Source organism: Azospirillum terrae, from assembly GCF_053470425.1.
The window spans coordinates 217,605-233,274 of the sequence record NZ_JBPXMR010000001.1; the positions used below are offsets into that span (position 1 = coordinate 217,605).

Below are 15,670 nucleotides of genomic sequence, written 5' to 3' on the forward strand. Positions count from 1 at the left end.
ACCATGACCACGCCGCGCGCCGTCCAGATCGGCAGTCTCACCGTCGCCAACGACCGTCCGTTCGTGCTGATCGCCGGCCCCTGCCAGATGGAGAGCCGCGACCACGCGCTGGAAACCGCGGCGGCGCTGACGGAGATGTGCGGCGCGCTTGGCCTCGGCCTGATCTACAAGTCGTCCTTCGACAAGGCCAACCGCACCTCGATCAAGACGGCGCGCGGGCTGGGCATCGGCAAGGCGCTGGCGATCTTCGCCGAGGTGCGCGAGCGCTTCGGCTGCCCGGTCATCACCGACGTGCACGAGGCGCACCAGTGCGCCCCGGTGGCCGAGGCGGTGGACGTTCTCCAGATCCCCGCGTTCCTGTGCCGGCAGACCGACCTGCTGGTCGCCGCCGCGCAGACCGGCCGTGCGGTGAACGTCAAGAAGGGCCAGTTCCTCGCTCCGTGGGACATGAAGAACGTCGCCAACAAGCTGACCGAGTCCGGCAACGACAAGGTGCTGCTGTGCGAGCGCGGCACCAGCTTCGGCTACAACACGCTGGTCAGCGACATGCGCGGCCTGCCGATCATGGCGGAGACCGGCTTCCCGGTGGTCTTCGACGCCACCCATTCGGTGCAGCAGCCGGGGGGGCAGGGCACAACGTCCGGCGGCCAGCGCGAGTTCGTGCCGGTGCTGGCGCGCGCCGCCATCGCCGTGGGTGTGGCCGCGGTATTCATGGAGACGCACGAGTCCCCGGACACGGCGCCTAGCGACGGGCCGAACATGATCCCGCTCAACGAGATGCCGACGCTCCTGGCGCGGCTTCAGGCGTTCGACCGGCTGGCGAAGCAGGTCTGACCCACCCGAAAGAGGTGCCATCGCGGCCTTGCCAGTCCTTGCATCAGGGGCTATCAAGCCCGCGCGCGCCTGAAGACGCGCCGACGAAGCGGAGGACCAGCCACAATGAGCGCCATCACCGACATTCACGCCCGCGAAATTCTGGACAGCCGCGGCAACCCGACCGTCGAGGTCGACGTGACGCTGGACTCCGGCGCCTTCGGCCGCGCCGCCGTGCCCTCGGGCGCCTCGACCGGTGCCCATGAGGCCGTCGAGCTGCGCGACGGCGACAAGAGCCGCTTCGGCGGCAAGGGCGTGCTCAAGGCCGTCGAGTCGGTCAACGGTGAGATCTTCGACGCGCTCGCCGGCCTCGAATCCACCGAGCAGCGCGCCATCGACCTCGCCATGATCGAGCTGGACGGCACCCCCAACAAGGAGCGTCTCGGCGCCAACGCCATCCTCGGCGTGTCGCTGGCCGTCGCCCGCGCCTCGGCCGAAGAGGCGGCGCTGCCGCTGTACCGCTACGTCGGCGGTGCCTTCGCGTCGCTGCTCCCCGTTCCGATGATGAACATCATCAACGGCGGCGCGCACGCCGACAACCCCATCGACATCCAGGAATTCATGATCATGCCGGTCGGCGCCGCCACCGGCACCGACGCCATCCGCATGGGCTCGGAGATCTTCCAGTCGCTGAAGAAGAAGCTCAAGGACGCCGGCCACAACACCAACGTCGGCGACGAGGGCGGCTTCGCCCCGAACCTCGCCTCCACCGACGAGGCGCTGGGCTTCGTGATGAAGGCCATCGAGGCCGCCGGCTACAAGCCGGGCGACGACGTCATGCTGGCGCTCGACTCCGCCTCGACCGAGTTCTTCAAGAACGGCAAGTACGAGCTGGCCGGCGAGGGCAAGTCGCTGACGCCGGACCAGATGGTCCGCTACTACGAGGATCTGATCGGCCGCTACCCGATCATCTCCATCGAGGACGGCATGTCCGAGGACGACTGGGACGGCTGGAAGGCGCTGACCGACGCCATCGGCTCGAAGGTGCAGCTGGTCGGCGACGATCTGTTCGTCACCAACCCGAAGCGTCTGGCCGACGGCATCAAGCGCGGCGTGGCGAACTCGATCCTGGTGAAGGTCAACCAGATCGGCACGCTGTCGGAGACGCTGGAAGCGGTGGATATGGCGCACAAGGCCGGCTACACGGCGGTCCTCTCGCACCGTTCGGGCGAGACCGAGGATTCGACGATCGCCGATCTGGCGGTGGCGACCAACTGCGGCCAGATCAAGACCGGCTCGCTGAGCCGCTCCGACCGTCTCGCCAAGTACAACCAGCTGATCCGCATCGAGGAGCAGCTCGGCGTCGCCTCGCGCTTCGCCGGGCGGAGCATCCTGCGGGGCTGATCCAAAGTCCGTTGGTAACGAAGACGAGAGGGGTCGCGAGACCCCTCTTTTCGTTGGTGGGTGGGTGATGTTGGGCCAGCGGCCCAACGTCGAAAGCTACCCCAGCAGCGCCTTCACGCAATCGCCTACCAGCCGCTGCCGTTCGTCATCGCCGCTGCGAAGGATGACCAGCACCTGCCCGAACAGGAAGGCGTACATCAGGAAGGCGCGCGCCTGCGCCGCCTGCTCGTCCAGACCGAGTTCGCGGAACAGCGCAGCGACCAGCTCCAGGCGGGTGGCGTCCACGTCGGCCACCGCTTCGGCGGCCTGCGGATCACGCCGCGCCCAGTCGCGGATCGCCAGTTCGATGGCGACACCCTTGGGGTTGACGTTCTCGATGTAGAGGCGGACGAGGCCCTCGATTCGCTCCTGCGCGCTCTTGCCGGCGTCGCGGGCGTGGCGGCGGATGGCGCCGATTCGGCCGGAGCGCCACGTCTCCAGCATCTCCGCCAGCAGCTCGGGCCGGTCCTTGAAGTGCCAGTAGAAGCCGCCCTTGGTGACGCTCAGCCGGCGGGCCAGCGGCTCCACCTTGACGCCGTCCACGCCGCACTCGGCGAGCACGCCCAGCGCTTCTTCCACCCAATCGGCCTTGCTGACGCGTGCCTCCATCGCCCCCGTAATCCCTTCTGCATACGCGTGCGTATTGACAGCACGCCGCGGGTGCCATACGCTACCGTATACCTGAGACGCCGCAAAGGCGCGATATGGGGAGGGGACGCCGTGCCGCGATTCGTGGCCAAGGATCCGGATTTCGAGCGCCGGGTGCGCGACAGTTTTGCGCGCCAGACGCTGATGACCACTATCGGGGCCGAAATGGCCGAGGTCGGTCCGGGCACTTGCACGCTCGCGATGGCGTACCGGCGGGACCTGTGCCAGCAGCACGGGTTCCATCATGCCGGTGTAACGACGGCGCTGGCGGACTCGGCGGCGGGCTATGCGGCGTACAGCCTCATGCCGCCGGGTTCGTCGGTGCTCACCGTCGAATACAAGATCAACCTGATGGCCCCGGCAGAGGGCGAGCGCTTCATCGCCCGCGGCGTGGTGGAAAAGGCCGGGCGCACGCTGACCGTCGTGCGCTCCGATGTCTTCGCGCTCAAGGACGGCGAGGAGAAGGCCATCGCTTTCATGCTCGCCACCATGATGTGCCTCGCCGAGACGCTGGACGTACCGGCCAAGGCCTGCCCCCCGGTTACAGCCGGCTCGGCAGCAGTCCATCCCCCACGAGGTCGCGGAACGCCCCCACCGTGACCAGTGCCTTGGCCGCGGCGATGTCCGGCGCCATGGCGCGATCCTGATCCCACATCGGCACGTGGGCGCGCAGGCGGGCCTTGGCTACTTCCAGCAATGGTGCGCTCCGCAGGGGCGACCGCAAATCCACCCCCTGAGACGCCGCCAGCAGTTCGATAGCGACGATGCCGGCGAGGTTGTCGGCCATCTCCAACAGCCGGCGGGCGGCGTGGGTCGCCATGCTGACGTGGTCCTCCTGATTGGCGGAGGTCGGCAGGCTGTCGACGCTGGCGGGGTGGCTCATCTGCTTGTTTTCGCTGGCCAGCGCGGCGGCGGTGACCTGGGCGATCATGAAGCCGCTGTTCAGCCCGCCGTCGCGCACCAGGAAGGGCGGCAGCCCGGACAGGTTGGTGTCCATCAGCAGCGCAATGCGCCGCTCCGACAGCGCACCCGTTTCAGCAATGGCGAGCGCCAGCACGTCGGCGGCCAGCGCAACCGGCTCGGCGTGGAAGTTGCCGCCGGACAGGATTTCGCCGGTATCCGCGAAGACCAGCGGGTTGTCGGACACCGCGTTGGCCTCGCGCTCCAGCACGCCGGCTGCAAAGCGCAGATGGTCGAGCACCGCCCCCATCACCTGCGGCTGGCAGCGCAGGCTGTAGGGGTCCTGAACCGTGCCGTGATCGCCGCGGTGGCTGTCGCGGATCTCCGATCCGGCGAGCAGCCGGCGGTACACCGCGGCGACGTCCACTTGTCCCGGCTGGCCGCGCAGCGCGTGGATGCGCGCGTCGAACGGGCCGTCGCTGCCCATGGCGGCATCGACGCTCAGCGCTCCGGCCACCAGCGCCGCCGCGAACGCATCCTCCAGCGCGAACAGCCCGAGCAGCCCAAGCGCCGTCGACACCTGCGTGCCGTTGAGCAGCGCCAGCCCTTCCTTCGCCTCCAGTTCCAGCGGCACCAGCCCGGCGCGCCCCAACGCTTCGGCGGCGGGCCGGCGCTCCCCATCCACCAGCGCCTCGCCTTCGCCGATCAGCACGCCCGTCAGGTGCGCCAGCGGCGCCAGATCGCCCGACGCCCCCACCGAGCCCTTGGCCGGCACCACCGGCAGCACGTCGGCGTTCAACAGCGCCAGCAGCGCGTCCAGCACCACGCTCCGCACGCCGGAATGGCCGCGCGCCAGCGCGTTGGCCTTCAGCGCCAGGATCAGCCGCACCGCCGCCGCCGGCAACTCCGGCCCGGTGCCGGCGCTGTGCGACAGCACGAGGCGGCGTTGCAGGTCGCGCACCTGATCCGGCGCGATGCGCCGCTTGGCGAGCAGGCCGAAGCCGGTGTTCACCCCGTACACCGGCCGCTCGCCGGCCGCCGCCTCGGCCACCGTGCGCGCCGCCGCCTCGACACCCTCCCGGCAGGCGGGGGCGAGCGAGACCCTGACCGGACCGAGGGCGATGCGGCGCAACTCGGCCAGCGTCAGGTTTCCGGGCGAAAGGACGAACGTCGCGGTCATGCGGGCCTCCGGGTCGCGTCCCTTCTCACATGAGGAGCCCGTGGCCGCCGCGCAAATGCGGGGAACGCCGATGGTCTGTGACAGGCAACGGCAAGCTATGGCGACAAACCTGTGATCAGGCTCAAATTTAAGAAGTCGTTTACCATAAAAAGCGCCTCATCCTCCTGCCTGCGTTCGGTGGGCTTCCGCGAGCCACAGTGATAACTGGAGGAATTTGCATGCCATCCCAGACCAGCCGCTCGTCCAAGGTTGGCAGCGACCGTCCCGATTTCGGCAGCCCATATTACGTCCGAATCCTGGTTGCGACCTTTGTCTTCAGCGCCGCGATGAACGTCTTGCAGTTGAGCATGCCGCTCTACTCCTTGCAGGTCTTCAGCCGCGCCATTCCTTCCGAGAACCTCGACACGGTGATGATGCTGACGGCGTTGGTCGTCATCGCGCTGTCGATGATCGCGCTTCTGGAGACGGTCCGCACCCGCCTGCTGACGCGTTGCGCCAACGCGCTGGAGGTGGCATGGCGCCGCCGGCTCAGCACCGACGTGCTCGACGCCGCCGCCAAGGGCCGCCCCGAGCCGGGTCCGCTGAACGACCTTATGGAAGTGAAGGGCGCCATCACCCGGCCGACCTTCGGCGCGCTGATGGACATGCCCTGGACGCCGCTGTACGTGGTCGGCATCTACCTCATCCACCCGCTGCTGGCGGCGATGATGCTGGTGTGCATGGTCATCCTGATCGCGCTGGGCTGGGTCGGCCACATCGCTTCCAAGGGCCTGATGGATCAGGCGAAGCTGCCCGCCAGCCGCTCCGGCCGCCTGTTCGACGCGGTGCAGGTGCAGGCCTCGGCCGTGCGCGGCCTGCGCATGGGGCCGTCCGTGCTGGACGTGGTCGCCACCGAGCAGCTCACCAACTCCGCCCTGGCCGCCAAGTGCGCCGAGCGTCAGGCCTCCATCCAGGCGATCACCAAGTGGGTCCGCATGCTGTTGCAGGTCGCCTGCACCGGCGTCGGCGCCTGGCTGGTGATGGAGCATCATCTGTCCTTCGGCGGCATGATCGCCACCTCGATGCTGGTCGGCCGCGGCATGGCCCCCATCGAGCAGTCGGTGGGCGCCTGGGGGCAGGTGGTGAAGTCCATCGAATCCTGGAAGCGCCTGTCGCCGCTCATGAAGCGCCTGTCGAACGAGCCGGGCCGGTCCGCCGTCGCCGTACAGCCCGAGCGCCTGACCGCCGAGAACGTCCTGTTCATCTCGCCCGTCGATCAGAAGCCCATCCTGCGCAACATCGTGACGACCGCCGAGGCGGGTGAGACGATGTGCATCCTCGGCCCCAACCGGTCGGGCAAGTCGGTGCTGGCGCGGCTGATGGCCGGCGTGCTGGCGCCCTCCTCGGGCTCGCTGCGGCTGGGCGGCCTGTCGCTCGCCACGCTGACCCCGGAAGACCCGGCGACGGGCATCGGCTTCCTGCCGCAGACGTCGGAACTGCTGCCGGGCACCATCGGCCAGAACATCGCCCGCTTCACCGACGCCGAGCAGGCCGACGTGGTCGCCGCCGCCAAGCGCGCCGGCATCCATGACTGGATCGAGAGCCTGCCGCAGGGCTATGAGACCGAGGCGGTGAACCTGATGTTCCCGCTGACCGGCACCACCTCGGCGCGCCTGATCGCGCTAGCCCGCGCCGGGTTCGGCAAGCCGGCCCTGGTGGTGCTGGACGAGCCGGCCGCCGGCCTGGACGACCACGGCATCAAGGCGGTGCGCGGCTTTATCGAGGCGATGAAGGCGATGGGCACCACCACCATCGTGCTGAGCTACATGCCGGTCTACGCCGACCTTGCCGACAAGACCTACGTGCTCCAGAACGGCATGCTGCACGACGTGCAGCCCCGCCAGGAGCAGGCGCCGCAGCACGGCGTCGGGGGCGGCAACGCCGCCGGATGGGGCCGCCTGCGCGCCATCAACGCCGCTCCGGCGAGCGTCGGTTGAACGGGTAAGGAGAGAACACCATGAGCACTTTCAGCAACCTGCGCGTCCTCCTTCCCGAGACCAACGTGCGCAACCTGCTGCTCGGCGGCTGCGCGATCCTGACGGTCGGCTTCGGCGGCATGACGGCCTGGGCGGCCTTCGCCCCGCTGCACAGTGCGGTCAGCGCCGCCGGCGTCCTGGTGCCCGAAACCGGGCGCAAGAACGTCAAGCATTCCGAAGGCGGCATCATCGGCGAGATGCTGGTGCGCGAAGGCGATCAGGTGAAGGCCGGCCAGGTGCTGGTCCGCTTCGACAGCACCGAGGCCGCCACCCGCATGGAGATGCTGACCTCGTCGTGGCTGGAGGCGCAGGCCATGCTGGGCCGCCTCGACGCCGAACTGTTCGAGAAGCCGGCCATCGATTGGCCCGAGGCCATCTCCGAGCGCCGCGCCGACAACGCCTACGTGGTCAAGCTGATCGAGAACCAGCAGAAGCTGTTCGACGTCCGCCGCCAGCAGCAGGGCGCGGAGGAACAGGTGCTGCGCGAGCGCATCGCCACGCTGGAGGAGGACTCGCGGAACCTCGCCGAGCAGCGCAAGTACCTCGCCAACGAACTGAAGCTGAGCGAGGAGGACGTGCGCATCAACCAGGGCTTGCTCGACCGCGGCAACACCACCCGCACCCGGCTGGTCGAGGCGCAGAAGGAAAGCGCGCGCATTCACGGGCGCGACAACGAACTGGAATCGCGCATCATCCAGAACAAGCAGCAGGCGCTCGAGGCCAAGGCCGAGATCGTCAAGCGCCGCAACGACTTCCGCGAGAAGGTGCTGGTCGATCTGGAGAAGACCCGCGGCGAGGGCTCCAAGCTGGCCGAGCAGATGCGCGACGCCGCCAACCGCCTTGCCAACCGCGACGTCAAGGCGCCGGACGCCGGCATCGTGGTGATGCACGGCCACCCGTCGTCCGGCGTTGCCATCGCCGCCAACGAGCCGATCCTCGACGTGGTGCCGGACGACCGCACGCTGCTGGCCGAGGTGCACGTGCAGCCGAAGGACATCAAGTCGGTGGCCCCGGACCTGCCGGTGAAGGTGCAGCTCACCGCCTACGACAGCCGCGTCGTCGGCACGCTGGACGGCATGGTGGAGTACGTCTCGGCCGACCGCATGACCGACCAGACGACGCGCCAGGACTATTTCCTGACCCGCATCCGCCTGAAGGACGCCGACGCGCACAGCGTCAACAAGCTGAGCATCAAGGCCGGCATGCCGGTCGAGGCGCGCATCCTGCTGGCCGGCCGTACGCCGCTGGACTACATCGTCCAGCCGCTGTCGCAGTCTTATCTGAAGGCTTTCATCCAGCAGTGACGAATTCAAAAAGGCCCCCCTCCCGTCAAGGGAGGGGGGCTTTTTCGTCTTCAGACCCGCGCGCGCAGCCGGCGGCCGGCGAGGTCGAGCGCGCTCTTGAGCTGCGCCATCGAGAAGGGCTTGTGCACCACGCCCAACGGGTAGGTCTCGGTCAGGCGGCGCATGGTGGCGTGGTCGGCGTAGCCGGACAAAAAGACCGAGCGGATGCCGAATCCCGCCGCCAGCTTGCGCGCCGCGACGATGCCGTCGCCGCCCGCCGCCAGCCGCACGTCCATCAGCGCCAATTCCGGCCTTACACGCTCGGCGAGGTCCACGGCCTCCTGCTCGGTGCGGGCGATGCCGCACACGGTGTGGCCGAGAAACTCCACGGCGTCCTTGATGGTCTGGGCCACCGCAGGCTCATCCTCGACGACGATCAGGCGCAGCGACCGAACCGCCAGCGGCAAAGCGGCGGCCGGATCGGTGATGGCCGCCACCGCGTCGCCGCCACACGGCGGGGATGGGGGCAAAGGAGCCAGAACCGTTTCGGAGTCGTCCCGTCGCACGATGCGCCTCCCCCTTTCTTGCGGGGCAAGGTTAATCTTTTTTTACCAATATAAAGTGGTATACGCGAATTTCCGGGAGATCAAGCGATAATTGAATTGGGCATAGAACTTCGCGCGCGTTCGGCCTGGGCGAGGCGGCGCAGGGAGGCGAAAAGGAGAGGGAAAAACCCGCTTCAGCGGCGCGGCGGGCCGAGCCAATCGACGGACTGCACCGACGCGGTGCCCCGCGCAGGACGGGGGGGGGCGGAGGCGGGGGGCGCCGGCGGGCCGCTGGTCGGGTTTATCCACGACGCCGGCGAAATGTCGGTGAGGCTCGGAGCGGATGGCGGAGCAGCCACGCCGGGTGCCCGCGCAGGTGCCGGTGTGGGCGGCGGGGCGAAGATCGCGGGTGCGGGCGGCAGGTCGGTCGGCCGGTCGGGCGGGGTGACCGGGTCCAGGTTGACCGGCTCCGGGCGGGCGGTGTGCAGCAGCGAGAGCGGCGGCGGGTCGGGGCGGTCGGCGTCGGCCACCGGGCCGGAGTTTACCTCGATCCGGCGGGCGGCGTCGCGGATGCCCAGCAGCGACTTCACCGCCGATTGCAGCAGCGGCGCCATGCGGCTGGCGTCCGACAATTCCTCGGGCGTCAGGGCGGCGAACTGGCCGCGCACCTGTTCCACCGCCTCTTCGATGTGGGCGCGCAGGTCGCCGGTGTCACGGGCGACGCGTTCCAGGTCCTGCTTGAGCGACGAGATCTCAAGCGCCTGCCGCAGTTCGTGAAAGCCGATGGATTGCGCCGAGGCGCGCAGCGACCGGAATTCCTGGGCCATGCCCGCTCAACCCTCGAAGCCCAAATGCCCGACTGTCAATTCTTTGCCGCCGGGCGTCCTGTCACAGGTTTAACCCCGTTGCGGAGTGTTGGAAACCGTTTGCGCCCTGCGATTGCTTGTACTATTTTTCGCCGGCCGATGGGAAGGATTCCTTCGGCGACCGCACCGCCCCGAAACGCCTCCCACTTTCCGGATTTCCACGGTGTCGATCGATCGCACGGAACTCGAGCGGCTCCTTGCCGATCGCCCACACGGCAACCGCAGCGCCATGCAGGCGGTGCGCGACAGCTATACCGACATCAGCCTGATGCGGGAGCGCGGCCTGTCCTGGGCGCAGATCTCGGACATGCTGGCGAAGCTCGGCATCAGCGCCCGCGACGATCAGGCGATTTCCCCGGTCACCCTGCGCTCCGCCTTCTTCCTGGTCGGCGTCGAGATGCGCAACGGCGACAGCCCGGCCGGCGACGAGGGCGAGTCCGCCTCGCCGGAAACGCTGGCCGCCATCCATCAGGCTGCCATCACCGCCGGCCGCTCTACCGTCCCGGCCGAGGAACCAGAGCCCGAGCCCGAGGCGCCGCCCGCGGCAGCCGAGGTGAAGCCCGAGCCGGAACCAGAGCTGGAGCTGGAGCCCGAAGCGGAGCCGGCCCCCGAACCGGACCCGGAACCCGAACCGGAGCCCCGCGTCGAGGAGACGGCAGCTTTGCCGGAACCGCCGCCGGCTCCGCCCGCACGCCCCCATCCGCCCATCCGCCAGCCGGAATCCTCGGGCACCACCGACATGACGACCAGACTTTTGAAAGGCGATTCCATGCTGGGTACGATTTTCGTCCTCAACGACCGCGGCGGCGTCGGCAAGACGCTGCTGTCCCATCACCTGATGGCGACGGCCATGCTGGAAGGCCTTCAGCTCAAGGTCGTCGAGTACGAGGTCAACGAGCGCCTCGCCCGCCTGTTCGGGCCGGAGGTGGTCGAGCACCGCCGCATCACCCAGGACTTCATGAACATGATGGGCTCGGGCGACGGCTTCTACGAGTTCTGGGACCAGATCGGCCCCGAGCTTCAGCGCGGCGGCCGTCTCTACGACTTCGGCGGCAACATCAGCCAGTGGTTCTTCAACTGGGCCGAGGTGTCGGGCTTCGACTACTACGTCGGCGACGGCGAGCGGCTGACCTTCATGGTGCCGGTCACCGTTGACCTCGCCTCGCTGTCCACCGGCATGGCAACGCTGGAGCGCATCGCCACCATCGCGCCGAAGGCCAAGCGCGTGCTGGTCGAGAACGGCACGTCCGGCCCGTTCAGCCAGCTCGAGGATTCCAACTACGCCCGCCGCAAGGCGGAGATGATGGAGCGCGAGGGCGTTCAGGTCATCTCCATGGCGCCGTGCACCGCGCCGGCCTGGGCGCGCCTGACCGGCCACCGCCTGGATCAGGTGGCGCAGATGACCCGAGAGGATCTGGTGAAGCTCGGCATGACGCCGCCGGTGGCGTCGCGCTCGCTGATCATCATCCACGAGTGGCTGCGCAACATGCGCCAGTCCCTCGCCCCGTACATCGTCGACGCCTTCCGCCAGACGCCCGGCGTCGGTGGCAAGGGCGCCAAGCAGGGCGCCATCTGATCCGACGATCCGATCACCGGACACACGCGGGGGCCGAAAGGCCCCCGTTTGCGTTTGGGGTCATACGGCCGGCGCATGGATGCTTCCATGAACGGCCGGCCGTATGCCCCTTTCGCTCAATGCGTGGCATTGAGCTGCCGGGTTTGATCAAAGGCGTTTGATGGAAGCCATCAAACGCCTTTGATATCAGACGAACCCCTCGACCAGCGCCGCGAACTCGTCGGGCCGTTCGGCGTGGATCCAATGGCCGGCGCCCTGCATCATCTCCACCGTCGCGGCGGGGAAGTGGCGGCGGATCGCCGGGAGCTGCTCGGGCGTGATGTAGTCGGACTTGGTGCCGCCGATGAACAGCGTCGGCCCTTCGTACCGCGCGTCGCCCAAATCCGGGAAACCGATCAGATCCGCCATATCCGCGCCGACCGCGTCCAGGTTGATGCGCCAGTGGAAGCGCCCGTTCTCCAGCACGAGGTTCTGCAACAGGAACGAACGCAACGGCGCCTCCGGCACCGCGTCCACCAGCTGCGATTCCACCTCGGAGCGCCGCGTGCGGCCTTCCAGGTCGGCGGCCTTCATGGCGGCCACGAAGGGCGCGTGCGTGTGGGTGTACGTCACCGGGGCGATGTCCGCGACGACCAGCCTCTCGACCCGGCTGGGGTGCGTCAGCGCCAGCGTCATCGCCGCCTTGCCGCCCATGGAATGGCCGACCACCGCGGCGCGCGGGTAGCCGCGGTCGTCGAGGAAGCGCAGGATGTCCTCAGCCATCTCCGGGTAGCTCATGGTGTCGGCCCACGGCGCGCCGCCGTGGTTGCGCAGGTCCAGCGCGTAGACGTGCCGGCGCTCGCCGAAGCGCTTGGCCAGCGTCTGCCAGTTGCGCGCCGAGCCGAACAGCCCGTGCAACACGATGAGCGGTGTCCCGCCGACGCTTTCGCCGGCTTCGAGGTAGGAGAGCGGAAGGCCCTGCGACATGGTGAATCCGTCCGGTGATCCAGAAGCGAGACGATCCTAGCGCGGATCGTTGGTGACGAAACATCTGGAATCGGTAGGATGCGCCGCGCCGGGCGCATACCGGCACCGCAGCCTTGGGGTTTTGAGTGCTTCGCAACATCCTCTCCGTTGGTGGGCTGACGCTGGTCAGCCGCGTCCTGGGGTTCCTGCGCGACATCCTCACCGCCGCCCTGCTGGGCGCCGGGCCGGTGGCCGACGCCTTCTTCGTGGCGTTGCGCCTGCCCAACCACTTCCGCGCGCTGTTCGCCGAGGGCGCCTTCAGCGCCGCCTTCGTGCCGCTGTTCTCCGCCGCCCTGGTGCAGGACGGCCCGGACGGTGCCAAGCGCTTCGCCGAGGAGGTGCAGGCGGTCCTGCTGCTGGTGCTGGGCGTGCTGACCATTGTGCTGATCGCCATCATGCCGTGGTTCATGCTGGTCTTCGCGCCGGGCTTCGCCGACGAGCCGGAAAAGTTCGATCTGGCCGTGCTCTTCACCCGCATCACCTTCCCGTACCTGCTGTTCATGTCGCTGGAATCGCTGCTGGCCGGCGTGCTCAACAGCGTCGGGCGCTTCGCCGCCGCCGCGGCGGCGCCGATCCTGCTGAACGTCTGCCTGATCGTCGCGATGATCGCCGCCGCCCCGCTGATGCCCACGGTCGGGCACGCGCTGGCCATCGGCGTGTTCGTCGCCGGGCTGGCGCAATACCTCTATCTGGCCTGGGACGCGCATAAGGCCGGCGTCATGCTGCGCCTCGTTTGGCCGCGTTTGACCGGCGGTGTGAAGCGGTTCCTCGGCGTGCTCGGGCCGGCGGCGCTCGGTTCGGGGCTCACGCAGATCAACATGTTCGTGGACACGCTGATCGCCTCGCTGCTGCCGACCGGGGCGGTGTCCTACCTGTACTACGCCGACCGCCTGAACCAGTTGCCGCTGGGGGTGATCGGCATCGCCATCGGCACCGTCCTGCTGCCGGAGATGGCCCGGCGCATCAAGGGCGGTGACGAGGCCGGCGCCGTCGAGAGCCAGAACCGCGCCGTCGAGTTCACGCTGGTGCTGACGCTGCCCTGCGCGGCGGCGTTCCTGGTGGCGGCGCTGCCGATCCTGTCGGTCCTGTTCCAGCACGGCCGCTTCGGCCCGACCGACGCGGCGCAGTCGGCGGCGACCTTGCAGGCCTATGCGCTGGGGCTGCCGGCCTTCGTGGTGATCCGCTCGCTGGTGTCGGGCTTCTACGCCCGGCACGACACGGCGACGCCGGTGCGCGTGGCGCTGGTGGCGATGCTCGCCAACGTGGCGCTGAAGGTGGTGCTGATGGGGCCGCTGGCCCAGGTCGGGCTGGCGGTGGCGACCTCGGTCGCGGCGTGGATCAACGCCGGGCTGCTGGCGTGGCTGCTGCACCGGCGCGGCCTGTTCACCGCGGACGCGCGGCTGAAACGCGCCCTGCCGCGCATGGCGCTGGCAACGGCGGCGCTGGCGCTGGCGCTGTGGGGCGGGCAGGAGCGGCTGGCGCCCTGGCTGGGAGCGGTGGATCTGCCGTTGCGGGTCTCCGGGCTGGGACTGCTGGTGGTGCTGGGGATCGCCGTGTACGGCGTGATGGCGGTGGTTCTGGGGCTGCTGCGCCGCTCCGACCTCGGCCGGCTCCGGCGCCGCCGTGCGGCCTGAGGCCCGTTCCTTGTCCCAGGACTGCGTGCCTGTTTTCGTTGCCCGGATTCATCATTAGGGTTAAACGTTGAACAACGCGGCGAAACCCTTCGGCATGCCATGACGGACATCGATGACCTGCTGGGCTCCGGCGACTCCGGCGGGGAAGACGCGGGCAAATTCGCCATCGGCGACGCGCCGGTGGAGATCAAGGTGGTGATCGGCACCGCCATGCTGCGCGTGCGCGACCTGCTGAAGCTCGGCCGCGGCGCCGTGGTGGAACTCGACCGCCACCTCAAGGACCCGACCGACGTCTATGTCGAGGGCGTGCTCGTCGCCCGTGGCGAGGTGGTGATCGTCGACGACAAGATCGGCGTCACCCTCACCGATTTCATCAAGTCCAGCCGCGAGTGGAAGCGCTGACCCTCAGCGCTCGTCCGGCTGCTCGGCCACCTGCACATCCTTCTTCGCCAGGGCTTCGACCTTCACCGGGGCGACGCCGGCATCTTCCATGCCCAGTTCCGACGCCGCGCGCTTCGACAGGTCGATGATCCGGCCATCGATGAACGGGCCGCGGTCGTTGATCAGCACGACGACGGCGCGCCCCGTCTCCAGGCTGGTCACCTTCACCTCGGTGCCCAGCGGCAGCGTGCGGTGCGCGGCGGTCAGAGCGTGCTGGTCGAAGGGGACGCCGCTGGCGGTCTTGCGGCCGTGAAAATCCGCCCCGTACCACGAGGCCTTGCCGGTCTGCGCGAAGCCCGGCCGCGAGGGGGCTTCCTGACCAAAGACGGAGATGGGGAGGGATGCCAGTGCCAACGCCAAAGCGGCGGTCGCCGTAAGGTGGTGACTCTTGAGAGCCCTCGGCATGTCCGTTTGCTTCATTACCTGTCCTTCCTGATACCGGCCGTCTGTGCGGTCGGAAAGGCGGAACAGGGTGCGCTGCGGAATGTTCCGGTCGTCGCGGTTGTTTCTGTAACGTAGGTTGGTGTTACTGACCTTTTGTGCAGGTGCTTTGCTGAAATAGCTGAAGTGCTAAATGTTTGTTGCGGCAAGGTATCGGCGAATATGATTGCTGAATAAATAAGATAATATTGTTCGCCAGTGCCGTGATGTTCGACCGTCGAACGCAAGTCTTGCGTCGCGCGAGCTATGACCAAAAGCCTGCCGACGCGGCCCCGCCTACCTCCAGCGCAGGTCGCCCTGGCACCATGACGTGAGGCAACCTGCCCGCACCCTGGCCTCGCCATTCGAAGTACCTCGCACGCGCCCGATGTGGCGCGTCCGCGGGCGGCGTCATCCGGCATGGCGCTGTGGCACCCTCATTGCGCCGGCCTTGTTGGTTGGGGCGGCAGGGGAAGCCCACGGAGGGGACTATGGCCGACAGCACCGCCAAGAAGGTCGACACCGCCTACGCGCGCAGTGGCGCCCAAGGGCAGAAGCACCTCGCGTCCGGCAAGCATGTGGCGATGCGGCTGTGGGACGTGGGGCCGGGCGACGATGCGCCCGCCAGGAAGCGCGATTACGAGACCGTCGGCTTCGTCATCGGTGGCCGGGCCGAGTTGCACATCGAGGGGCAGGTGATTCAGCTCCGGCCCGGCGATTCCTGGGTGGTGCCCAAGGGGGCGGAGCACACCTATCGCATTGTCGAGCGATTCCAGGCGGTAGAGGCCACAGCGCCACCGGCCCCGGCCATCGCCCGCGACGAGTTGTCCGTTGGCCTTGCCTAGGCGTCGCTTGACGGCGGCGGTCCGGCTTTGGTTACGTGCGGGGATCGCCTTTGGAG

Annotated in this window: 15 protein-coding genes; 9 read left to right on the top strand and 6 right to left on the bottom strand. The window is 68.5% G+C overall.

The features are described 5' to 3' along the window. Positions 1-3 precede the first annotated feature (3 nt). Both kdsA and eno read left to right on the top strand, forming a co-directional pair. Positions 4-834: a 3-deoxy-8-phosphooctulonate synthase gene (kdsA, locus tag ACSVDD_RS00990; protein WP_448187420.1), complete on the top strand. Its 831-nt coding sequence runs from the start codon at positions 4-6 to the stop codon at positions 832-834. Positions 835-939: 105 nt separating this feature from the next. After that, on the top strand, positions 940-2,217 hold the full coding sequence (eno, locus tag ACSVDD_RS00995; protein WP_448187421.1) for a phosphopyruvate hydratase: 1,278 nt from the start codon (positions 940-942) through the stop codon (positions 2,215-2,217). 96 nt (positions 2,218-2,313) lie between these two features. Here the strand turns inward: eno and ACSVDD_RS01000 are convergent, their stop codons facing one another. Then, positions 2,314-2,865: a TetR/AcrR family transcriptional regulator gene (locus ACSVDD_RS01000; RefSeq protein WP_448187422.1), complete on the bottom strand. Its 552-nt coding sequence runs from the start codon at positions 2,863-2,865 to the stop codon at positions 2,314-2,316. A gap of 111 nt (positions 2,866-2,976) precedes the next feature. On the opposite strand from ACSVDD_RS01000, the gene ACSVDD_RS01005 reads away from it, so the two are divergent. Continuing rightward, the gene (locus ACSVDD_RS01005) at positions 2,977-3,504 is read left to right on the top strand and encodes a PaaI family thioesterase (RefSeq protein ID WP_448187423.1); all 528 of its coding nucleotides are present in this window, start codon (positions 2,977-2,979) and stop codon (positions 3,502-3,504) included. On the opposite strand, the gene hutH is transcribed toward ACSVDD_RS01005, so the two are convergent. After that, positions 3,446-4,984 carry a histidine ammonia-lyase gene (gene hutH / locus ACSVDD_RS01010; protein WP_448187424.1) on the bottom strand — a complete coding sequence of 513 codons (1,539 nt, stop codon included), beginning with the start codon at positions 4,982-4,984 and terminating at the stop codon, positions 3,446-3,448. The two genes, ACSVDD_RS01005 and hutH, sit on opposite strands and share 59 nt — an antisense overlap. Positions 4,985-5,202: 218 nt before the next feature. Between hutH and ACSVDD_RS01015 the strand changes: the two genes are divergently transcribed. Then, a complete protein-coding gene (locus ACSVDD_RS01015; protein ID WP_448187425.1) occupies positions 5,203-6,960 on the top strand; it encodes a type I secretion system permease/ATPase in 1,758 nt (585 codons plus the stop codon). A 20-nt stretch (positions 6,961-6,980) separates the two neighbouring features. Continuing rightward, on the top strand, positions 6,981-8,303 hold the full coding sequence (locus ACSVDD_RS01020; protein WP_448187426.1) for an HlyD family type I secretion periplasmic adaptor subunit: 1,323 nt from the start codon (positions 6,981-6,983) through the stop codon (positions 8,301-8,303). Positions 8,304-8,353: 50 nt separating this feature from the next. Here ACSVDD_RS01020 and ACSVDD_RS01025 read toward each other — a convergent pair whose 3' ends face one another. Then, complete coding sequence (locus tag ACSVDD_RS01025; protein WP_448187427.1) at positions 8,354-8,848, bottom strand: response regulator; 495 nt, start codon at positions 8,846-8,848, stop codon at positions 8,354-8,356. A gap of 173 nt (positions 8,849-9,021) precedes the next feature. Next, entirely contained in the window at positions 9,022-9,654 is a 633-nt protein-coding gene (locus tag ACSVDD_RS01030) for a hypothetical protein (RefSeq protein WP_448187428.1), read from the bottom strand. 202 nt (positions 9,655-9,856) lie between these two features. Here ACSVDD_RS01030 and ACSVDD_RS01035 point away from each other — a divergent pair, with 202 nt between their 5' ends. Then, entirely contained in the window at positions 9,857-11,269 is a 1,413-nt protein-coding gene (locus ACSVDD_RS01035; RefSeq protein ID WP_448187429.1) for a hypothetical protein, read from the top strand. Between the two features lie 186 nt (positions 11,270-11,455). On the opposite strand, the gene ACSVDD_RS01040 is transcribed toward ACSVDD_RS01035, so the two are convergent. Further along, positions 11,456-12,235 carry an alpha/beta fold hydrolase gene (locus ACSVDD_RS01040; protein ID WP_448187430.1) on the bottom strand — a complete coding sequence of 260 codons (780 nt, stop codon included), beginning with the start codon at positions 12,233-12,235 and terminating at the stop codon, positions 11,456-11,458. Between the two features lie 125 nt (positions 12,236-12,360). Here ACSVDD_RS01040 and murJ point away from each other — a divergent pair, with 125 nt between their 5' ends. Beyond that, complete coding sequence (gene murJ, locus ACSVDD_RS01045) at positions 12,361-13,908, top strand: murein biosynthesis integral membrane protein MurJ (protein ID WP_448187431.1); 1,548 nt, start codon at positions 12,361-12,363, stop codon at positions 13,906-13,908. A 99-nt stretch (positions 13,909-14,007) separates the two neighbouring features. Further along, the gene (gene fliN / locus ACSVDD_RS01050) at positions 14,008-14,310 is read left to right on the top strand and encodes a flagellar motor switch protein FliN (RefSeq protein WP_448187432.1); all 303 of its coding nucleotides are present in this window, start codon (positions 14,008-14,010) and stop codon (positions 14,308-14,310) included. Between the two features lie 3 nt (positions 14,311-14,313). On the opposite strand, the gene ACSVDD_RS01055 is transcribed toward fliN, so the two are convergent. Further along, complete coding sequence (locus ACSVDD_RS01055; RefSeq protein ID WP_448187433.1) at positions 14,314-14,754, bottom strand: septal ring lytic transglycosylase RlpA family protein; 441 nt, start codon at positions 14,752-14,754, stop codon at positions 14,314-14,316. 506 nt (positions 14,755-15,260) lie between these two features. Between ACSVDD_RS01055 and ACSVDD_RS01060 the strand changes: the two genes are divergently transcribed. Further along, positions 15,261-15,614, top strand: a complete 354-nt coding sequence (locus tag ACSVDD_RS01060; protein ID WP_448187434.1) for a cupin domain-containing protein — start codon at positions 15,261-15,263, stop codon at positions 15,612-15,614. The last annotated feature ends 56 nt before the right edge of the window (positions 15,615-15,670 follow it).